18 protein-coding genes and 4 pseudogenes are annotated in these 19,805 nt (G+C 72.1%); 13 read left to right on the top strand and 9 right to left on the bottom strand.

Annotated features, from left to right (window positions below; all coding sequences use genetic code 11):
* Positions 1 to 23: 23 nt before the first annotated feature.
* Positions 24 to 248 (bottom strand): annotated as a pseudogene (locus ACFVXH_RS00970) (helix-turn-helix domain-containing protein); the annotation flags it as partial.
* Positions 249 to 495: 247 nt separating this feature from the next.
* On the opposite strand from ACFVXH_RS00970, the pseudogene ACFVXH_RS00965 reads away from it, so the two are divergent.
* The 4 genes and pseudogenes from ACFVXH_RS00965 to ACFVXH_RS00950 form a co-directional block, all read left to right on the top strand.
* A pseudogene (locus ACFVXH_RS00965) lies at positions 496 to 993 on the top strand (XRE family transcriptional regulator); the annotation flags it as partial.
* Positions 994 to 1,141: 148 nt separating this feature from the next.
* Entirely contained in the window at positions 1,142 to 1,717 is a 576-nt protein-coding gene (locus ACFVXH_RS00960) for an HD family hydrolase (protein WP_387819420.1), read from the top strand.
* Positions 1,718 to 1,784: 67 nt separating this feature from the next.
* Entirely contained in the window at positions 1,785 to 2,144 is a 360-nt protein-coding gene (locus ACFVXH_RS00955) for a hypothetical protein (protein WP_387819418.1), read from the top strand.
* A gap of 618 nt (positions 2,145 to 2,762) precedes the next feature.
* Positions 2,763 to 3,182, top strand: coding sequence for a hypothetical protein (locus tag ACFVXH_RS00950; protein ID WP_387819416.1), 420 nt, complete (start codon positions 2,763 to 2,765; stop codon positions 3,180 to 3,182).
* Here the strand turns inward: ACFVXH_RS00950 and ACFVXH_RS00945 are convergent.
* From ACFVXH_RS00945 to ACFVXH_RS00930, 4 genes and pseudogenes are all read right to left on the bottom strand, one after another.
* Complete coding sequence (locus ACFVXH_RS00945) at positions 3,179 to 3,670, bottom strand: VOC family protein (protein WP_049660208.1); 492 nt, start codon at positions 3,668 to 3,670, stop codon at positions 3,179 to 3,181. The two genes, ACFVXH_RS00950 and ACFVXH_RS00945, sit on opposite strands and share 4 nt — an antisense overlap.
* 135 nt (positions 3,671 to 3,805) lie before the next feature.
* Entirely contained in the window at positions 3,806 to 4,501 is a 696-nt protein-coding gene (locus tag ACFVXH_RS00940) for an aspartate/glutamate racemase family protein (RefSeq protein WP_387819414.1), read from the bottom strand.
* A gap of 57 nt (positions 4,502 to 4,558) precedes the next feature.
* Positions 4,559 to 6,409: a CocE/NonD family hydrolase gene (locus ACFVXH_RS00935; protein WP_387819412.1), complete on the bottom strand. Its 1,851-nt coding sequence runs from the start codon at positions 6,407 to 6,409 to the stop codon at positions 4,559 to 4,561.
* A gap of 204 nt (positions 6,410 to 6,613) precedes the next feature.
* A pseudogene (locus ACFVXH_RS00930) lies at positions 6,614 to 7,570 on the bottom strand (hydrolase); the annotation flags it as partial.
* A gap of 302 nt (positions 7,571 to 7,872) precedes the next feature.
* On the opposite strand from ACFVXH_RS00930, the gene ACFVXH_RS00925 reads away from it, so the two are divergent.
* Complete coding sequence (locus ACFVXH_RS00925) at positions 7,873 to 9,009, top strand: HoxN/HupN/NixA family nickel/cobalt transporter (RefSeq protein ID WP_117487312.1); 1,137 nt, start codon at positions 7,873 to 7,875, stop codon at positions 9,007 to 9,009.
* A 126-nt stretch (positions 9,010 to 9,135) separates the two neighbouring features.
* Here ACFVXH_RS00925 and ACFVXH_RS00920 read toward each other — a convergent pair whose 3' ends face one another.
* Positions 9,136 to 10,074, bottom strand: a complete 939-nt coding sequence (locus ACFVXH_RS00920) for an SGNH/GDSL hydrolase family protein (RefSeq protein ID WP_380743580.1) — start codon at positions 10,072 to 10,074, stop codon at positions 9,136 to 9,138.
* A gap of 368 nt (positions 10,075 to 10,442) precedes the next feature.
* On the opposite strand from ACFVXH_RS00920, the gene ACFVXH_RS00915 reads away from it, so the two are divergent.
* From ACFVXH_RS00915 to ACFVXH_RS00905, 3 genes are all read left to right on the top strand, one after another.
* Entirely contained in the window at positions 10,443 to 12,098 is a 1,656-nt protein-coding gene (locus ACFVXH_RS00915; RefSeq protein ID WP_387819409.1) for an FAD-binding dehydrogenase, read from the top strand.
* Between the two features lie 148 nt (positions 12,099 to 12,246).
* Positions 12,247 to 12,528 carry a hypothetical protein gene (locus ACFVXH_RS00910; RefSeq protein WP_375873880.1) on the top strand — a complete coding sequence of 94 codons (282 nt, stop codon included), beginning with the start codon at positions 12,247 to 12,249 and terminating at the stop codon, positions 12,526 to 12,528.
* Complete coding sequence (locus tag ACFVXH_RS00905; RefSeq protein ID WP_387819407.1) at positions 12,525 to 12,815, top strand: hypothetical protein; 291 nt, start codon at positions 12,525 to 12,527, stop codon at positions 12,813 to 12,815. The genes ACFVXH_RS00910 and ACFVXH_RS00905 overlap by 4 nt, the downstream gene beginning before the upstream one ends.
* A 104-nt stretch (positions 12,816 to 12,919) precedes the next feature.
* Here ACFVXH_RS00905 and lepB read toward each other — a convergent pair whose 3' ends face one another.
* Positions 12,920 to 13,552 carry a signal peptidase I gene (gene lepB, locus ACFVXH_RS00900; protein ID WP_387819405.1) on the bottom strand — a complete coding sequence of 211 codons (633 nt, stop codon included), beginning with the start codon at positions 13,550 to 13,552 and terminating at the stop codon, positions 12,920 to 12,922.
* Between the two features lie 186 nt (positions 13,553 to 13,738).
* Between lepB and ACFVXH_RS00895 the strand changes: the two genes are divergently transcribed.
* The 3 genes from ACFVXH_RS00895 to ACFVXH_RS00885 all read left to right on the top strand — a co-directional run bounded on the left by ACFVXH_RS00895 (position 13,739) and on the right by ACFVXH_RS00885 (position 16,467).
* On the top strand, positions 13,739 to 14,155 hold the full coding sequence (locus ACFVXH_RS00895; RefSeq protein WP_049652764.1) for a hypothetical protein: 417 nt from the start codon (positions 13,739 to 13,741) through the stop codon (positions 14,153 to 14,155).
* Between the two features lie 187 nt (positions 14,156 to 14,342).
* The gene (locus ACFVXH_RS00890; RefSeq protein WP_049652766.1) at positions 14,343 to 14,597 is read left to right on the top strand and encodes a hypothetical protein; all 255 of its coding nucleotides are present in this window, start codon (positions 14,343 to 14,345) and stop codon (positions 14,595 to 14,597) included.
* A 202-nt stretch (positions 14,598 to 14,799) separates the two neighbouring features.
* Positions 14,800 to 16,467, top strand: coding sequence for a metallophosphoesterase family protein (locus tag ACFVXH_RS00885; protein ID WP_079272061.1), 1,668 nt, complete (start codon positions 14,800 to 14,802; stop codon positions 16,465 to 16,467).
* A gap of 103 nt (positions 16,468 to 16,570) precedes the next feature.
* On the opposite strand, the gene ACFVXH_RS00880 is transcribed toward ACFVXH_RS00885, so the two are convergent.
* Together ACFVXH_RS00880 and ACFVXH_RS00875 are read right to left on the bottom strand one after the other, a co-directional pair.
* Positions 16,571 to 16,903 (bottom strand): YnfA family protein, encoded by a 333-nt coding sequence (locus ACFVXH_RS00880; protein ID WP_380663970.1) that lies wholly within the window; start codon positions 16,901 to 16,903, stop codon positions 16,571 to 16,573.
* An 18-nt stretch (positions 16,904 to 16,921) separates the two neighbouring features.
* A complete protein-coding gene (locus ACFVXH_RS00875) occupies positions 16,922 to 18,136 on the bottom strand; it encodes a pyridoxal phosphate-dependent aminotransferase (protein WP_049652769.1) in 1,215 nt (404 codons plus the stop codon).
* 97 nt (positions 18,137 to 18,233) lie between these two features.
* Here ACFVXH_RS00875 and ACFVXH_RS00870 point away from each other — a divergent pair.
* Positions 18,234 to 18,587, top strand: a pseudogene (locus tag ACFVXH_RS00870) (winged helix-turn-helix transcriptional regulator); the annotation flags it as partial.
* A gap of 348 nt (positions 18,588 to 18,935) precedes the next feature.
* Positions 18,936 to 19,790, top strand: a complete 855-nt coding sequence (locus tag ACFVXH_RS00865) for an SGNH/GDSL hydrolase family protein (RefSeq protein ID WP_387819401.1) — start codon at positions 18,936 to 18,938, stop codon at positions 19,788 to 19,790.
* Positions 19,791 to 19,805: the final 15 nt, after the last annotated feature.

Below are 19,805 nucleotides of genomic sequence, written 5' to 3'. Positions count from 1 at the left end.
GGGGGCGGTTGGAGGTCGCCGGGCTCAACTCCCAAAGCCCTGGCCACCGCTGCCACGAACTCCGGCGTCGCCGGCTTGTGCCCGGCCACCACCTTCGTGAGCAGGCTGTACGAGACGTGAGCACGATCAGCGAGTTGCCGATGGCTCAGGCCTCTCACATCTTCGTAGGCGGCGATGCGCTGGCCGGTGCTGATTCCGTCCGGAGGTGCCACGCTGGCCCCATCTCGTGAATTCCTTGAACCCTGCATAGGGGACCGTACCCTCGAACTCGCCTGGTCACAGATCATTCGGTCAAACAACGTTGACGTTGGTCGGCTGGTGCGCGGCCGGGTTCCATGAGATAGCTACTTCCGCCGGCCAGTCGACGGATACGGTGTCAGGACTGATCGACGTGGGGAGCCTCGGCGGCCCAGTCCGTCGCGGCGATGACCGAACGGATCAGGGCCCTGGACGACCAGTTGCGGACGTCCTCACCGGTGTCCGCCCGCAGGTACCGCGAACGGTACGGGAGGCCATGACATGACCAGTGACGAACCGGGCGTGCCCGTGCAGGCCGCACCCGCTCCCACGGGTGAGGACTATTCGGGGGTCTGGGTCAGCCACTACGAGTTCTTCAGCAGCAGCCGGGAGAACACGTTCACCGGCCTGCACCACGTCGTCCTGTCCCAGAGCGGGAACCGGATCACCGGCCGGTCGCTCCCCGGCGGGTCGTCCAATCCCGACTCGCCGCTGTCGTTCGACCTCACCGTCGACCGGAACGTCGTGACGGGCTCGTGGGTGGAGCAGACCGCACAGGACGGCTACTACCAGGGGGCCAGGTACCACGGCGCCATTCAGCTGCTGGTCGACCCGACCGGGCGTCGCATGGCCGGCAAGTGGGTCGGCTTCGGCAAGGAGTTCGACGTCAACACCGGGCCCTGGGAGCTGCGCCTACTGGAGAAGTCCACGGCTGACGACGTGTTGAGCCGCTACAGCGTGCCGCCGGAGGCGTAGCGCGCCTCACCGCGCTGGCGCGGCGATCCCCCGTGTCGATTTGATGGTGACGGCCTTTCACGGTGGCCCGTCGGGAGTCGGAGTCTGTGCACTACGGTCTGTGGGTAGGCGGTTACAGCGACAATCGCTCTGGCAGTGAAGGACAGCCATGACGGACGACAAGCAGGCGAGGGGCACCGCGAGCTACCTGTTCGAGGCGGGCATGCTCAAGCGGGCGAAGCGCCAGGGCTGGTGGATCGCCGGCGTCAAGGATCCCGAGTCGATCGCCGAGCACTCGTTCCGGACGGGTGTCATCGGCGCGGTGCTCGCGATGATGGAGGGTGCCGACCCGGCCAAGGTCGCCCTGCTGTGCCTCTTCCACGACACCCAGGAGACCCGGGTCAGCGATATCCCGCACATCAGTCGGCGCTACCTCACCGCGGCGTCGAACGAGCGGGTGACCGCCGACCAGGTCAGCGCCGCCCACCCGGCCGTCGTTGCCGGACTCCAGGCCCTCGTGGAGGAGTACGAGAACGCCGAGAGTCTGGAGGTCACCGTCGCCCACGACGCGGACAAGCTGGAGTGCCTGATCCAGGCCGTGGAGTACCGCGAGCAGGGCTACCGGAACGTGCAGCCGTGGATCGACAGCAGCCTCGGCAGCCTCAAGACCGAGTCGGCCCACGCCCTCGCCGAAGCCGCGCTGACCATGACGTCCCTGGAATGGCAGAAGGTCTACCTCACGTGACGCCACCGACGCTCGTCTTCGACCGCTTTTCGGCGCTTGACAGTGCCGTCTGACAAAGGAGTTACGTATGTCGACTGATGGGCGGATTTTCCGCGAGGCTTGGATCGCGGGCGTGTCGAAGCACTACCCGGGCGAGCCGAAGGCCGGCTATGTCGCCCCGTGGGAGGAGACCCCCGAGTGGGAGCGGGAGTGCGCCGCCGCCGTGTTCGGGCAGGTCCGTGACTTCATCGGTGTGAGCGGCGGCAACACCTCCAAGCTCACCCGGGAGCAGAAGGGCCGCTTCGTCGCGACGTGCTGGATCGCTCAGATCCACAAGCACATCGAGAATCCGAAGCCGGGCTACGTCGCCGACTGGGTCGATCTGCCGTCGTGGCAGCAGGAGACCGATGCGGACATCTTCGAAGCGATCGAACGCGCCCATTCCTGAACACCTTGCTCGGCGTGGGAAGTCGGCCCCGCCGACTTCCCACGCCAGAGGCGGGGGCGCATGTGGTGCGGGGGCGGAGCTTCACGCTCGAACGGTTCGCACTCTTCGTAGTCGCTGTGCTACTTTCCGCATCATCAACAGAACATAGGAGACCCCGGCGGTGCTCGTAACACCCCGGGGTCAGGCACCAGGAGCAACAGACTCCCAATGCAGATTCATCGTAGCGCGCGCACGCGCGCGTTCACCGTCCTTCCGAACGGCCTGTTGCAGGACCGGCGGTTGAGTTACACCGCCCGTGGCCTCCTCGCCGACCTGCTCTCCCGCCCCGACGGGTGGCGGGAGGACGGGCGGCAGATGGCGGACAGCAGCCCGCAGGGGCGGGGTGCCATCCGACGGGCCCTCAAGGAGCTGACCAGCGCCGGGTACTACCGGGTCGATACGGTCCGGATGGCCGACGGGACCATCCGGTCCGAGGCCCATGTCTTCGACACCCCGCAGTCGGCACCGGCTGTCCCCCGCCCGGCTTCCGGTGGGCGAGGGACCGGCCGCGCTGTCACCCCTCCCGTAAAGGACCCGGGACAAGAACCCACCCTCCCGGATGAACGGACGCGGGCCGCCGTGGCCACCCTGTTCCGGGTGATCCGGCCCGAACCCCGCCTGCGCCTCGGCGAAGCCGAGGCCCGCGCGCTGGCACCGCTCGTCACACAGTGGCTGGAACGGGGCTGCGACGAAGCCGAGTTGGCCCACGCCCTGCTCCCCGGACTGCCGCAGCCGATGCACTCCCCGGTGGCGATCCTCCGGGACCGCCTGCAACGGAAACTGCCACCGGAACGAGCCGCGCCCCCACCGACGCCGTACGCCGAGTGCGGCCGCTGCCACGACCCGGTGCCCCGCCCCGGCATCTGCCGCGCCTGCGCGGGCCTCGGCACGAGAACCGTCGCCGTCGGCACCGGGGCCGGGGCCACTCCCGGAGGCGTCGCCCGCGCCCGCGCCGCTCTGCGCGGGTGGCCCCGGCAGCCGGCCGCCGCGAACTCCTAGCTGGCGAAGCCGCCTTCGGGGCGGATGATCTCCAGGTTGGTGCCGTCCGGGTCGTTGAAGTAGGCGACCCGGGTGCCGAGGGCGGCGTCCGGGGTGACCTCGCCCTCGATGAAGGTGTAGTCGTCGCCGAGGAAGTCGTAGCCGGCGTCCTTCATCCGCCGGTACACGGCGTCGAAGTCGTCGACCCGCAGGCACAGGTGCATCGAGCCGGGCCGGTTGGCCACGCCGCCGGTCCGCTCGCCGACCGGCTCCTGGAACTGGATGAGGTCGATGCCGAGGCTGTTGTCCAGGTTGATCGTGGCGTAGCGCAGCTTCGCCACGGGCAGGCCCTGCGACTTCCCGAACGGCACGCTGTGCATGGTGCCTTGCGCGACGGGCTCCCGCCCGGTGAGGGCCGTGTAGAAGGCGATCGACGCGTCCAGGTCGGAGACCGAGATGCCGACGTGGGCGGCGAGGGTGAGGTTGATCGGGGTGCTGGAAACGGCCATGGTCGTCCCTCTCGTTCGCGCCCCGTGGCCCCCGGTTTCGGGGTGGGCGGCGCGGGGCGGAGTGCTGGAGAAACCGGTCCGCTCACCATTGTCCCGGTGCCCGCCGACCGCGCACCTCAGGGCGGCGGTCGGGGTTCAGGGGCCGGCCAGGGCGGCGGCGACCGCCGCCTCGGCGTGCAGCCGGGTGGTGGGGAAGACGGGCACCGGGCTGTCCTCCGGCCGGACGAGCAGTTCGATCTCGGTACAGCCGAGGATGATCCCTTCCGCGCCCCCGGCTACCAGTTCGCCGATCACCCGCCGGTAGGCCGCCCGGGATTCCTCGCGGACCAGTCCGACGCACAGTTCCTCGTAGATCACCTGGTGGACCAGGGCGCGCGAGTCGGCTTGCGGCACCTGGACGTCCAGGCCGCCCGCCGCCAACCGGCCGCGGTAGAAGTCCTGTTCCATCGTGAAGGCCGTCCCGAGCAGTCCGACCCGCCGCAGGCCCGCCGCCCGGACGGCGGCCGCCGTGGTGTCGGCCAGGTGCAGCAGGGGGACGGAGACCGCCGCCGTGACCTGGTCGGCGACCTTGTGCATGGTGTTGGTGCAGATCAGCAGCAGGTCGGCGCCGGCCGCCTCCAGCGACCGGGCCGCGTCGGCGAGGACTTCGCCGGCCTCCTCCCACCGGCCGGCCGTCTGCAGTCGCTCGATCTGCGCGAAGTCGACGGAGTAGAGCACGAGTCGGGCGGAGTGCAGTCCGCCGAGGCGCTCGCGGGTGAGTCGGTTCAGCAGGCGGTAGTACTCGGCGGTGGATTCCCAGCTCATGCCGCCGATCAGGCCGATGGTCTTCATGGGGCCATTTATAAGCCGGAATCGAAATGCGAGGCAAGTGCATAAGTAAATCTTTGATCAGCTCTCCCGGGGCACCCGGTGCTGCCACTCCCGGGCGAACACCTCCGATCCGCCCTCCAGTGCCCGCAGTTGGACGATGCTGAGGAAGTGCCCGGCGTCGCAGCGCAGTTGGGTGCGGGTCTGGACGGTGACGTCCCAGCCGATGTCGGGGCGCTCCAGGCGGACGGTGTGGTCGGTGCGGGCCTGGGCGCTGAGCGGGGCGCCGGTGAGCACGCGGTAGGCGGTGACGGTGTGTTCGTCGCGGACCAGGCCGTCGGGGTGGGTGCGGGTGCCGTCGGTGGCGGGGGAGAACTCGGCGCGCCACTCGTGGCGGCCGATGTCGTGCACGGTGAGGTGCTCGGGCCGGGCGGTGAGCGGTTCGGTGAGGTGGACGGCGAGCGGTTCGGGCAGTATCGGGGGTTCGAAGGTGACGGGTCGGGTGCCGACGTCGGCGGCGAGGTGGCGCACCGGCAGGCTGAGGGTGGAGCGGGACGGGTCGACGCCGTACCCGGTGTCCTCGGCCGGGGGCCACACCCAGGGCCAGTAGACGGAGGAGAGGGCGAGCCGCAGCCGGTGCCCGGCCGGGATGGTCGAGGCGCAGGCCGCGAGTTCGACCTCGGCGTCCGGGCCCCCGGCGGCGAGGACGCCCCGGGTGACCAGGTCCGAGGTGCCGTCCGGGCCGACCGCGCACAGCCGGACGGCCACCTGGACGGGCGCGTCGTCCTCGCGCAGCCGCAGCCGTACGGTCGGGGTGCCGAGCAGTTCGACCGGTTCGGGCAGCGGCTGGGAGTCGAAGCAGACCGAGCGGCCGTCCTCCTCCCGCTGGTCGGGCGGCTGGTCGGCGGGGCGGCCGTGCGGGACGTAGGCGCCGGCGTTGAGGCCGGTGTGCTGCGGGGAACGGACCCGGACGTACCGCTCGTCGGAGGCGGTGCCGGCGGTGCGCAGCGGCCCGTCCAGGCCGTAGTGGATCGCGCGGACGTCGGGGGAGGGCCAGGCCTCGTCGCCGGTCCAGCGGGTGGTGAGCCAGCTGCGCAGGGCGGGTTCCTGGAGGGCGTCGGTGTCGACGCCGCGCAGCCAGTGGTCCCACCAGCGCAGGGTGTCGGGCAGGGCGGCCTCGGGCAGGCCGTGCGGCCAGGGGCCGATCAGGGCGCGCGCGGTGGGGGACTCGGCGAGCAGCCGCAGCACGAAGGAGCAGGACGGGTCGCCCCAGCCGGCCACCGCGAGGGTGGGCACGGACACCGGGACGGTGCTCTCGCCGGCCGCGAGCCAGTCGTCGACGGGCGGGTTCAGGGATTCCAGCCGGGCCAGCCAGGCGGCCCGCCAGGCGTCGCCGACGTACCGCGGGTCGGGCGGCAGGGCGGCGTCGGCGACCAGGGCGGTGAGCCGGGTCTGCAGGTCGGCGGCGAGCACGGCCCCGCCGGTCCGGTGCCCGCCCTCGGGGCAGGCGGTGACCACGGCGCCGACGGTCTCGGGGGTCCGGGCGGCGAGCCGCAGCGCGGTGGTGCCGGCCGCGCCGACGCCGAGCAGGCCGAGCCGGCCGTTGCACCAGGGGCGGCGGGCGAGCCAGTGGACCACGGCGGCGCCGTCGGCCAGCTCCTGTTCGCCGCCGGGTTCGCCGGGGACGCCCTCGGAGTTGCCGTGCCCGCGGGTGTCGACCCGGACGGCGGTGTAGCCGTGTCCCGCGTACCAGGGGTGGCGGCGGGCGTCCTCGGCGGCGGTCCGGTCGGTGAGGCGCCCGCCGGAGTACTCCAGCAGGGCGGGGCCGGGCTCGTCGCCGACCGGCCGCCACAGCCGGGCGGCCAGCCGCGTGCCGTCGGGCAGCGGGACGCGCAGGTCCTCGCGGGTGGTGTGGAAGGGGTAGGACGGCATCGGCCGCTCCTGTCGGTCCCGGGCCGGTGGAGCACCGGCGGGCCCGCGGCGCGTACGGACGGGGTGCCGCTCCGTACGAGCGCGCCGCGGGCGTCGGTACTCCGACAGTAGGGGAGGGAGCGGCCCTTTTCCTGGTGAGGGCGCCCGGGTTTCCTGGCGAGGGCGCCCGGGGCGAGCCGCCCGGGCGCGGGGCGCGGCCGGTCAGGCCTTGCTGAGCCAGGCGGTGGCGTTGAGGGCGAGGGCGGCGTCGGTGCCCGCCGGGTCGTCCCAGCCGTTGTACAGGGTGTTGCCGGACTGGCCGGTGCCGTCGTCGATCGGGGAGCTGTCGCCCCAGACCGCGACCCGGCCGGAGCCGAAGGTGCTGGTGACGAAGAAGGCGCCGGTGTTGCCGCTGTAGCCGGTCCGGTAGACCAGGCCCTTGACGTTCGGGTTGTCGGCGGGCTTGAGGGTGAAGGTGGTGCCGTTGCGCAGGATCGAGCCGGTGACGGCGCCGAAGGGGCCGTGCAGCACCGGGTCGGTCGCGTCGTTGACCGCGCGCGGGTTGTCGGTGGTGATGTTGAGCAGGTCGACCGAGAAGCCGAAGGGGTCGTTGTTGTTCACCCCGTTGTTGGTCAGCAGGTCGTTGATGATCTTCGGGGAGTCCCAGCCGTCGTTGTTGCGGTCGCTGTTGACGTGGTCGGAGACCAGGAAGAGCCCGCCGCCGTTCTTCACGAAGTTCATGATCGCGGTCTTCTCGCCCAGGGAGAGGCGCGTGTTGGGTTCCGGGATCACGAAGGTGTCGAAGTTGGCGAGGTCGAGCGCGGCGCCGGTGCCGTAGCTGATGGTGGAGCCGGCCGGGAGGGTCTTCAGGCTGTACTGGCCGGTCTTCTGGAGGGCGACGCCCCAGGCGGAGAGGGCGCCGGTCCAGCTCTTCTCGGTGGTGGGGTTGGCGTTCTGGGCCAGCGGGTCGGGCTGGCTGGTGCTGATGATCCAGTCGGCGTTGCCCGCGGTCTCGGCCTTGCTGTTGTCGAACAGCACCCGGTGCGGGGTGGCGCCGGCCGTGGCGGCCCGGGTGGTGGGGGCGGTGGGGCCCGGCGCGGCGGTGGCGACGGGGGTGGTGAGACCGGCCGCGAGCAGCGCCGCACCGGCCAGGGCCGCGGCGGTTCGAATACGGATCGTCATGAGCCGTTCCTCCGTGGGGAGTTGAGGGGTCGGCGCGCAGGTTTTCGCGCGTAGAACGGGAGTATCCGCGCGTAGAGCGCACGGTGAAAGCCCCGGGAGGTTACGAAGCCTTGTACGGGTGGTGACGATCTCCGGGGGTCGGTCGGAAGTCGGGGGAAGCCGGGGGGAAGCGGTGTGAAAGCGGGGCGGAAACGGTGCGGAAGCGGGGGGAGACGAATCCGTAATTGCGCATGACTTGCAACTGCGCGCGTCAAGGCGGAAAGATGGCCCAGCTTCGACCGCCCGACCGAAAGGACACGACGATGACCGCCCCCCGCTGGCGCGACCGGCTCACCCGTGAGGAGTGGATCCGCCTGGCCGGAATGGGCGGATTCATCCTCGCGCTGCACGTCGTCGGCTGGTTCACCCTGCTCGCGCTGGTCGAGCCCGAGCACTACACCGTCGGCGGCCAGGTGTTCGGCGCGGGCATGGGCCTGACCGCCTACACCCTCGGCATGCGGCACGCCTTCGACGCCGACCACATCGCCGCCATCGACAACACCACCCGCAAGCTGATGGGCCAGGGCAAGCGGCCGCTGTCGGTCGGCTTCTGGTTCTCGCTCGGGCACTCCTCGATCGTCTTCGGCCTCTGCGCCCTGCTGGCCTTCGGCATCCGCTCGCTGGCCGGCCAGGTGGAGTCCGACGACTCGACGCTGCACGAGATGACCGGCCTGATCGGCGTCACCGTCTCCGGCACCTTCCTGCTGCTGCTCGGCCTGATCAACCTGGGCGCCTTCAACGGCATCCTCAAGGTCTTCCGCCGGATGCGCCTGGGCGACTACGACGAGGCGGAGCTGGAGCGCCAGCTGGAGCGGCGCGGGCTGATGAACCGCATCCTCGGCAAGGTCACCAGGGCCGTCACCAAGCCCTGGCACATGTACCCGGTGGGCCTGCTGTTCGGCCTGGGCTTCGACACCGCCACCGAGGTGTCCCTGCTGGTGCTGGCGGGCGGCGCGGCGGCCTTCTCGCTGCCCTGGTACGCGCTGCTCACCCTGCCGATCCTGTTCGCGGCCGGGATGAGCCTGCTGGACACCATCGACGGCTCGTTCATGAACTTCGCGTACGAGTGGGCCTTCTCCAAGCCGGTCCGCAAGATCTACTACAACCTGACCGTCACCGGGCTGTCGGTGCTCGTCGCGCTGGTGATCGGCTCGATCGAGCTGATCGGCCTGCTCGGCGAGAAGCTGGACATCACCAGCGGCCCGATCGCCTGGATCGGCGGGCTGGACCTCAACTTCGTCGGTTACGCGATCGTCGGACTGTTCGTGCTCACCTGGGCCGCGGCGATCGCCTACTGGAAGCTCGGCAACGTCGAGGAGAAGTGGTCGGCCGGGCTGGCCGCCGCCTCGGCCACCGGCTCCGGCTCGGCCTCCGGCTCCGCCTCCGCGAAGTCCGAGTAGCGCGCGCACGAGAACCGAGGGGCCGGTGACCGGGGTCTGGTCACCGGCCCCTCGGGGCTTTTCCGGCGGCACCGCTTCCGCGCCGCCCCGGTACCGCTCCGGCGCCGCGACGGCACCGCCCCGCCGCTACTTCAGCGCGGCCAGCACCGCCTGCGCCATCACCTGCTCGCCGGTCGCGTTCGGGTGGAACGGCACGGCGGGCGAGCCGGGCAGCGCGCCCTCGATCCAGCGGTCGTCCGAGCAGACGTCGTGCCCGAGGGTCGGCGTCGCGGTGTCCACGTAGGTCGCGCCGTTCGCGGCCGCGGTGGACTTCAGGGCGGCGTTCAGCTTGTCGAGCACCCCGTGCATGTACTCGACGTCGCCCGGGGTGACGGGCTGGCGCAGCACGCAGGTCGAGCCGTCGGCGGGCAGCACGGACGGGTAGCCGACCAGCAGCACCCGGGCCCCGGGCGCCTTGGTGTGGATGCGCTTGAGGGTGTCGGTCAGCTGCGGGGTGATGGTGGTGCGGATCCGCTCGGCGAGGTCGTCGGTGCCGTACTGCCAGGACATGGTGCTCCAGTCCCAGTGGCCGTGGTGGTAGACGTCCTTGCAGGGCGTGCCGAACGGGTTGACGACGGCGCCGGCGATGCAGGTGGCGACCAGTTCGCCGAGGCCGAGGTCGCTGGCGGCGAGGTCGTTGCCGCCGATCCCGAGGGTGACCAGGTCGGTGTCGGCGGTGACCGCGTCCAGCTGCGGGTCGTTGACCCGGATGAAGGCGTCGTACTGGGGCTGCGTCATCGCCTTGATCTTGGCCGCGGCGCAGGTGACGTCGGTGTACCGGCCGGCCTTGAGGGCGCCGGCGACCAGGTGGCCGTAGTTGCGGTCGGAGCGCAGGCACAGGCCGGCCGACTGGCCCGGCACTCCGGCGCCGGCGGCGTAGGAGTCGCCGAGCGCCACGTAGTGCCGGGGCGCCTGGGTGGCGGCCTGGGCGGTGGTGGAGGTGAGCGCGAGCGCGGCGCCGAGGGCGACGGCGGCGAGGGCGGTGGAATTCCGGAGGTGCCGGGATTTCCGGGCAGGACGGAGCACGGTTCCTCCTGGGGGAGAGAAACGACGGGTGGGGGTTCGTGCGGAGCCGGACTACGGCTACTCGCAGGTAAGTTACTGCCGTGTTTCCCGGACGTCCATGGTTCGCGCGGAAATCGCCGACATTCCGTCAGATGTGGTCGAACGGTGTCGAACGGCATTTCGCATTTCGCTCCACCGGGTATCGCTCGGCAATCACGCGGGTATCGCCCGGCCGTCGACGGCAATTCCGAAACGGCGTGGAGCGGAATTCACGCCGGCGGTTGTTACCCGCCGGTTGACCGGACGTCACCGCAGGCCGCAGTATCGGGCGCACAGCGACGGCGCGTCCCGGGCGCGCCGCCACCGCGAGCCGCCACGGAGGACTGCGCATGGCCCTGGACGCCGACGTCATCGTCATCGGGGCGGGCCTCGCGGGCCTCGCCGCCACCGCCGAACTCGCCGACGCCGGACGGAAGGTGATCCTGCTCGACCAGGAGCCCGCGGCCTCCCTCGGCGGCCAGGCGCACTGGTCCTTCGGCGGGCTCTTCCTGGTCGACTCGCCCGAGCAGCGCCGGATGCGGATCCACGACTCGCACGCCCTCGCCCGGCAGGACTGGTTCGGCACGGCCGGCTTCGACCGCCCCGAGGACGCCTGGCCGCGCCGCTGGGCCGAGGCGTACGTGGACTTCGCGGCGGGCGAGAAGCGCTCCTGGCTGCACGGCATGGGCGTGCGGTTCTTCCCGGTGGTCGGCTGGGCCGAGCGCGGCGGTCAACTCGCCGACGGGCCGGGCAACTCGGTGCCGCGCTTCCACATCACCTGGGGCACCGGACCGGGACTGCTGGCACCCTTCGTCCGGCGGGTCCGCGCGGCCGCCGCCCGCGGCCTGGTGGAGCTGCGCTTCCGGCACCGGGTCACAGGGCTGTCCGCCACCGCGGGCGCCGTCGACACCGTCACCGGCGAGGTGCTGGTGCCCAGCCCGGCGGGCCGGGGCGAGGCCAGCTCGCGCGAGGCGGCCGGCGGCTTCGAACTGCGCGCCCAGGCCGTGATCGTCACCTCCGGCGGCATCGGCGGCAACCACGACCTGGTCCGCAAGGCCTGGCCGGCCCGGCTCGGCACCCCGCCCGCCAGGCTGCTCTCCGGGGTGCCCGCGCACGTGGACGGACTGATGCTGGACGTCGTCGGCCGGGCCGGCGGCAGCCTGATCAACGGCGACCGGATGTGGCACTACACCGAGGGCATCGAGAACTGGGACCCGATCTGGGCCCGGCACGGCATCCGCATCCTGCCCGGCCCGTCCTCGCTCTGGCTGGACGCCCGCGGCCGGCGGCTGCCCGTCCCGCTGTTCCCCGGCTTCGACACCCTCGGAACGCTCGAACACATCATGACCACCGGGTACGAGTACACCTGGTTCGTGCTCAACCAGCGCATCGTCGAGAAGGAGTTCACCCTCTCCGGCTCCGAGCAGAACCCCGACCTGACCGGGAAGTCGGTGCGCGGCGTGCTCGGACGCGCGCTGCCCGGCGCCCCCGGCCCGGTCCAGGGACACCTGCGGCACGGACGGGACTTCGTGGTCGCCGGGAACCTCGCCGACCTCGCCCGGGGCATGAACGCCAGGACCGCCGAGCCGCTGATCGACCCGGACGAACTGCGCCGCACCGTCGAGGACCGCGACCGGCAGCTGGCCAACCCCTTCGCCAAGGACCTCCAGGTCACCGCGATCCACGGCGCCCGCCGCCACCTCGGCGACCGGCTCATCCGCACCGCCGCCCCGCACCGCATCCTCGACCCGGGCGCCGCCCCGCTGATCGCCGTCCGGCTGAACATCCTGACCCGCAAGTCGCTGGGCGGCCTGGAGACCGACCTCTCCTCCCGGGTGCTGCGCCCCGACGGCGAGGTGCTGCCCGGGGTGTACGCGGCCGGCGAGGCCGCCGGGTTCGGCGGCGGGGGCGTGCACGGGTACCGCTCGCTGGAGGGCACCTTCCTGGGCGGCTGCCTGTTCTCGGGCCGCACGGCGGGCCGGGCGGCGGCGCGGGCGGTCGGGTAGCGGCGCCCCCCGGCCCCTCCTACCAGGCCTGCGGCATGTCCCTCGGCCGGACAGGGGAGGGCCCCGGCGGTCGGAAGGCGGTACCGGACCGGCCCCTGGGGGAGGACACTGGTAGCGGTCCCGCCCGCACGAGACGTTCGGAGGAACGGTGAGCGCAGCACCCCTGCACGGTCACCACGACAGCCGCCAGCCCGTCCCCCGCACCCAGGACGGCGTGGCCGCGGCCCTGCCGCCCGCGCAGCGCATGGAGTTCTACCGGGAGATGGGCGAAGCCGACATCGAGACGATCGGCGGCGTACTGAAGCGGTGGTGGCTGCGGGCGGAGCTGTACCGCGACCCGGAGGGCGACCGGATCCACGCCGCCGTCCAGGCCGGCACCGCTCCCGGCGCCTCCGCTTCCGCGGTCCTGCGCCGGCTCGGGGCCCTGTGAGCGGCTACGACGAGTTCCCGGACGACGACGACCCGATCACCGTCTCCCCGGCCGTGGAGGAGTTCCTCGGCGACCCTGGCACGCCGGCCGACGTGTTCTCGGCGGTCGTGGCCTTCCTGGTCGACCTGCGGGAGGATCCGTTCCCCCGCCTGAGCATGCCGGTGCCCGGCCGGCCCGGGATGCACTCGGCCCCGCTGCGCCGGGACCTCGGGCTGGTGGAGTACGCGGTGAACGAGGACGCGGACCCGCCCCGGGTCTACGTCTCCCGTGTCCTGCGAGTGGACTGACCGGCCCGCCGTCGGTGAGACCGAGGGCCGGCCGGTCGGGAACCGGCGGTCAGGGCCTGGCTGCGTAGTGCTGGTCGACCGGGCGCCGACGGGTGGCGACGGCGTCAGAAGGTGGCCGGCGGCTCCAGCCCCAGGGGCCGGGCGGCCCGGCCGCGGACGGCGAAGACGATCGCCGCGATCAGGCCTACGAGGGCCAGCAGCAGCCCGAGCGCGGCCACGACGAGCGCGCCGGCGAGCTTGCCGGGCAGGGCCTCGGAGTCGGCGCCGCTGTGCCACACCACCCGCTCGCCGACCTTGGCGAGGTCGACGGTGCCCTGCTGGTCGGCCAGGTTGATCCGGGAGTCGAAGGCGTCGCCGCGGACGTCCCCCATGAGGAAGGCCCGGCCCGGCGGGACGGTGACGTCGAAGTCGAGGTAGCAGGTGTGGACCTGCCGGGCCGGCGGCTCGTCGACCGGCTTCCCGTTGAGGCTGAACTGCCCGTTCGCGCAGGCGATGCGGTCGCCGCCCAGGGCCATGGCCCGCTGGATGACGATGCCCTGCAGCGTCCAGGGGGAGTCGACGGCGTAGACCTCGCCGTGGCGCACGTCCGCGGGCTGGACCCGTTCGGTCCAGAGCCCGGTGCCCGACCGCAGCTCCGGCGACATCGTGTCGCCCGTCATGCGGTGATAGCCGTAGCCGGAGCCGACCACGGCGAACCCGAGCACGGCGCACAGGATCCCGACCACTCCCACGGCCACCGATATCCATGTACCGCGGCGGCCCCTTCGCTTCGGCATCAGGCCGTCCTCCCCTTGTCGCGCGTGTGTCGTGTGGTGGCCCGTGGGCCGTGCGCATCCTAAGGGTCTGGGATGCCCGCTGGCCTGCGGGTACAGTGCGGGGGCCGGTGCGGAGCGCGCCGCCGACCACGAGGGGGAGCAGAGCCGATGAGCCGCCGAGAGCGCGACGGTGCCCGGGACCGCAAGCGGGGCGCCGGTGCCCCCGTGACCGTGACGGTCTGCCGGGGCTGCTGCTGCGGCACCGAGGCCAAGCACCCGGGGGTGGACCACGCGGGCCAGTACGAGCGGCTGCGGACGGCGGTGGGCTCGGCGGGCCGGGTCCGGGCGGTCAAGTGCCTGGACGTGTGCACCCAGTCGAACGTGGTGGTGGTCGGCCCCTCGGCGGAGGGCCGGGCGGCGGGCGGCCGACCGGTCTGGTTGGGCTTCGTGCTGATGGACGACATGATCGACGAGATCGGCGCCTGGGTGCGCGCGGGCGGCCCGGGCCTGGCCGATCCGCCGGGGCTGCTGGACCTCCAGCTGATCTCGGTGTCCCGGCGGGTCCGCGAGGGCCTGCCGGAGTGAGGACAGGTCTGCCGGAGTGAGGTCGGGCCCCGGCCGAGGTCGGCCGTTGGTCCTACAGGATGATCGTCGGATCATGTCTACCCGGGCCGAACCCGGGTCGGTCCGGGTGCCTTCACCACTACCATGACCGGTGGTGTCGGGCCCTTCCGGACGGCGCCGAGCCGTTTCCGCGCGAGGGAGGAAGCCGATGACGACGGTCTGCCGCATCTGCGCGGGCACCGGCCGGACCGCTGGCCTCAGCTGCCGGACCTGCCAGGGCACCGGCACCACCGAGGTGGGCGGCGGGGGCGGCAACTGCTTCCTCTGCGACGGCACCGGGGTGTACGTGCGCTACCGGGTGGACGCGACCGGCGCCAAGCACGCCTACCGGGACGAGATCTGCCGCACCTGCGACGGCACCGGCAACCGGACCGCCACCCAGTGGGACGAGCGCTCCGGCTGACCAGGCCCGAACGCTGTCCGCGCTTCCTCCGACGCCCGCTCAGGCCACGGGGCGGATGGGGGCCATGATGCGGCGTCGGAACGGTGCGGACACGGCCTTTGCCAAACCATGGTCGAACATTGGCGTTCGAATGGGCGGTACGCTGCGACCCGTTCACCCGGCGTCCGTGCGCGATCAACGCGCCGCTGGAAGAGTCCCGCGCATGGATATCCCCAACATGGGCGTGCCGGCCAAGCTTGCCGACCGCATGAGCATGGCCGAGCAGCACGAGTACCTGCGGGCCCGCTTCTCCCGCCGCCGGATGCTGCGCGCCGGTGCCGTGACCGTGGGCGCCGTCGCCGTCGGTGGCGCGCTGGGCAGCGGCACGGCCTTCGCTGCCCCGGCCGGCCCGCAGCTGCTGACCGGTGGCACGACCAGCGGCATCGACGGCTCGCTGGTCGCGCCGATCGGCCGTCACCTCCAGTTCGGCCCGGAGCCGGACACCCAGTTCCGTATCTCCTGGCAGGTCCCGGCCCCGGTCAAGAAGCCGTTCCTGCGCTTCGGCAAGACCCCGTGGGAGCTGAGCCACAAGGTCCAGGCCGAGGTCCGCGCCCTGCACACCCCGGCGCTGACCCCGAACAGCCAGCCGGTGGACCAGTACTACCTGCACGTGGCGCTGGAGGACCTGCGCCCCGACACCACCTACTACTACGGTGTCGGCCACGAGGGCTTCGACCCGGCCGCGCAGCAGCAGATCTCCACCCTGCACACCTTCCGCACCGCGCCGTCCCGCGACCACCGCTGGGGCAAGGTGTACGAGCCGTTCACCTTCACCGCCTTCGGCGACCAGGGCGTCAGCGCGCACGCGGCGGGCAACGACCACATCATCAAGGCCCAGAACCCGGCCTTCCACCTGCACGCCGGCGACATCTGCTACGCCGACCCGGCCGGTTCCGGCACCGACCCGGACAAGTCCGTCTTCAACGCGAAGACCTGGGACGACTTCCTGGTGCAGACCGAGACGGTCGCCGCCGAGATCCCGTGGATGGTCGCGTACGGCAACCACGACATCGAGGCCTGGTACTCGCCGAACGGCTACGGCGGCGAGAACGCCCGCTTCTTCCTGCCGAACAACGGCCCGGACCCGCGCCAGGTCCCCGGCGTCTACACCTTCCGCTACAAGAACGTCGGCGTCATCTCGCTGGACGCCAACGACGTCTCCTACGAGATCCCGGCCAACCTGGGCATCTCGGCGAACAAGCAGACCAAGTGGCTGGAGCGCACCCTCAAGGACCTGCGCAACGACGAGACCATCGACTTCGTCGTGGTCTTCTTCCACCACTGCGCCTTCTCCACCACCGTCGCGCACGCCTCCGAGGGCGGTGTCCGCGAGGCCTGGGTGCCGCTGTTCGAGAAGTACCGGGTGGACCTGGTCATCAACGGCCACAACCACATCTACGAGCGCACCGACGCGATCCTCGGCAACAAGGTCTCGAAGCAGGTGCCGAGCGGCGCCACCATCGAGCCGGCCAAGGACGGCGTGGTCTACGTCACCGCGGGCGCGGCCGGCCGCAGCCTGTACAAGTTCGACGTGCCGGACACCTACGAGGGGCACGAGAACCACCAGGACGAGGTCAAGACCTACTACTGGAGCAAGGGCAAGGTGAAGACCCCCGAGACCATCCAGTGGTCGCGGGTGCGCTACACCGGCTACTCCTTCATCAAGGTCGACGTCACCCCGAAGCACCTGGGCCAGAAGTCGGTCATGAAGGTCACCGCGCTGGCCGAGGACGGCACGCAGATCGACAACTACACGATCCTGCGCACGGTCGGCGAGGGCTGGGACTCGGACCGGGACGACGACGGCCAGGGCGGCGGCTGGGGCTGGTAGTCCCCGCCGGTCGCGACGGGGCCCCGGCGAGGGTGACGGGGCCCGGCGGTCGTGACGGTGCCCCGGTGTCGGAGATGGGTCCGACACCGGGGCACCGGTGCGTTCAGCGCCGGGGGCCGTACATGATGACGGCGACCCCGGCCAGGCAGATCAGCGCGCCCAGCACGTCGTAGCGGGTCGGCCGGAAGCCGTCCACGGCCATGCCCCACAACAGCGAGCCGGCCACGAACACCCCGCCGTACGCGGCCAGCACCCGGCCGAAGTGGCTGTCCGGCTGCAGGGCCGCGACGAAGCCGTACGCGCCGAGCACCACCACGCCCACCCCGGCCAGCCACCACGGCCGTTGCTCGCGCACGCTCTGCCAGACCAGCCAGCAGCCGCCGATCTCGGCGAGGGCGGCGAGGACGAACAGGGCGATGGAGCGCAGGACGGTCACGACCCAGAGCCTAGGCGGTCAGCTCTGCCGGTACGTCGCGAGGAAGCGCCCGATCCGGTTGATGGCCGTCTCCAGGTCGTCGGCCCGGGGCAGGGTGACGAAGCGGAAGTGGTCCGGGCGGGGCCAGTTGAAGCCGGTGCCCTGGACGACGTGGATCTTCTCGCGCAGCAGCAGGTCCAGCACGAACCGCTCGTCGTCGACGATCCGGTGCACCGCCGGGTCCAGCCTGGCGAAGGCGTACAGCGCGCCCTTGGGCTTGACGCAGCTGACGCCGGGGATCTCGTTGAGCGCCTTGACCGCGATGTCGCGCTGCTCGGTGAGCCGGCCGCCGGGCAGCACCAGGTCGTTGATGGACTGGTGGCCGCCGAGCGCGGCCTGCACGGCGTACTGGGCGGGCACGTTGGGGCACAGCCGCATGCCGGAGAGCATGGTCAGGCCCTCCAGGTAGTCGGTGGCGTGCTGCCGGGGCCCGGAGACGACCAGCCAGCCGCTGCGGAAGCCGGCCACCCGGTAGGCCTTGGAGAGGCCGTTGAAGGTGAGGGTGAGGACGTCGTCGGCCAGGGCGGCCAGGCAGTGGTGCTCGGTGTCGTCGTAGAGGATCTTGTCGTAGATCTCGTCGGCCAGCACCATCAGGTGGTGGCGGCGGGCCAGGTCGAGGATGCCCTCCAGCAGTTCCTTCGGGTAGACCGCGCCGGTGGGGTTGTTGGGGTTGATGACGACGATCGCCTTGGTGCGGGCGGTGATCTTGGCGGCGATGTCGTCCAGGTCCGGGTACCACTCGGCCTGCTCGTCGCACAGGTAGTGCACGGCCTTGCCGCCGGCCAGCCGGACCACGGCCGTCCAGAGCGGGTAGTCGGGCATCGGCACGAGCACCTCGTCGCCGTCGTCCACGAGCGCGGTGACGGCCATCTGGATCAGCTCGGAGACGCCGTTGCCGAGGTAGACGTCGTTGACGGTGACGCCCTCGACCCCGCGCTGCTGGTAGTACTGCACCACCGCGCGACGGGCCGGCAGGATGCCGCGCGAGTCGCTGTAGCCGTGCGCCTTGGGCAGGTTGCGGATGATGTCCTGGAGGATCTCCTCGGGCGCCTCGAAGCCGAAGGGGGCGGGGTTGCCGGTGTTCAGCCGCAGCACGCTGTGCCCGGCCTCCTCCAGGGCGTTGGCCTGGTCGACCACCGGGCCCCGGATCTCGTAGCACACGTCATTGAGCTTGCTGGACTGTCGAAACTCCATCTGCGGCCTCCCGACCGTCACCACCGCTCCGTTGCTTCAGCTTTGTTCTACCAAGTGAGTACTTGGAAAGTCCAACCTCTTGGCTATGCTGATCCGCATGTCACGCCGAAGCTACGACCAGTACTGCGCCGTCGCCCGCGCCCTGGACGCGGTGGGGGAGCGCTGGAGCCTCCTGATCGTCCGTGAGCTCCTCGGCGGCCCGCGCCGCTACACCGACCTGCACGCCGACCTGCCCGGCGTCTCCACCGACATCCTGGCCGCCCGGCTCAAGCAGCTGGAGGGCGACGGACTGATCGCCCGCCGCCGACTGGAGCGGCCCGCCAACGCGACCGTCTACGAGCTGACCGGGCGCGGCCGCGAACTGCGGCCGGTCGTCGAGGCGCTGGGGGAGTGGGGCCTGGCCGCCCTCGGCGAGCAGCGGCCCACCGACGCCGTGCGCGAGCACTGGTTCACGCCCCGGAAGGCGGGCGAGGAGGCCGGTGAGGAGGCCGGCGAGGAGGCGGTGGCCGTGACGGGCTGACCGTCGCGGTGGGCGCGGTGCCTGCGGCGGGCATGGTGGCCTGGTTGGGGCGGCGGCAAGGCCCCCGTCGCCGACCGCCGCCCCGTGGGCTCAGGATGGCCCGGGCCGATAAACGAACGATCGGCGTGCGATGAGCGCCGAGGTTCGCCGGTGGTCGCCGGGGTTCGCCGGGGGTCCGTCGGAGCCGCCGGGGCCCGCTGTGGTTCCGGACGGGCACGCACGTACGATCGTCGGATCGTCGAACCGCCGGAGTCATCCCGGGAGAGCGGAGGCCAGCCCGTGCCCACCCCCTACCGCAGCTACGTCGCCGTCGGCGACTCCTTCACCGAGGGCATGTGCGACGACCTGCTGCCGGACGGCCACTACCGGGGCTGGGCCGACCGGGTCGCCTCGGCACTGGCCGCCGAGCACGCCGAACGCTCTGGGCGCGCCGAACGCTCTGAGCACAGCGAAGGCTCTGAGCACGCTGAGCACGCCGAGCCGGAGTCCGCGGGCACCGGCTTCCGGTACGCCAACCTCGCCGTCCGCGGCAAGCTCATCGGCCAGATCCACGACGAGCAGCTCGCCCCCGCCGCCGCGATGGGCGCCGAGCTGGTCACCCTGGCCGGCGGCCTCAACGACGTGCTGCGCCCCGGCTGCGACATCGACGCCGTCGAGCGGCTGCTCGGCCGCTGCGCCGACGGGCTGCGCGCCACCGGCGCGACCGTCGTGCTGTTCACCAGCACCGACCCGACCCGCCGGATGGCGGGCGGCGCCCGGCTGCTGCCCGCCATCCTGCGGATGAAGGCCTTCGTCCAGGAGCTGGGCCGGCAGGACGGCTTCGTCGTGGTCGACCTGTTCTCCGCGCCCTGCTTCGACGACCGCCGGCTGTGGGCCGAGGACCGCCTGCACCTGTCGCCCGAGGGGCACCGCCGGGTCGCCGAGGGCGTACTGGAGGCGCTCGGCCGCCCCGCCGCCTTCGACTGGCGCGCCCCGCTGCCCGCCGCCGCCCCGGCCGGCCGCGCCGAGCGGCTGCGCGAGGACGCCCGCTGGCTGGGTACCCACGTCGGCCCGTGGATCGGCCGCCGCCTCACCGGCCGCTCCTCGGGCGACGGCCGCCCGGCGAAGCGGCCGGAGCTGCTGCCGTACCGCTGAGGCCCGCCGCCCGGG

It is taken from the genome of Kitasatospora sp. NPDC058184, from assembly GCF_042883725.1.
Taxonomy (GTDB): domain Bacteria; phylum Actinomycetota; class Actinomycetes; order Streptomycetales; family Streptomycetaceae; genus Kitasatospora.
This window is presented reverse-complemented; position numbering and strand designations above follow the sequence as displayed.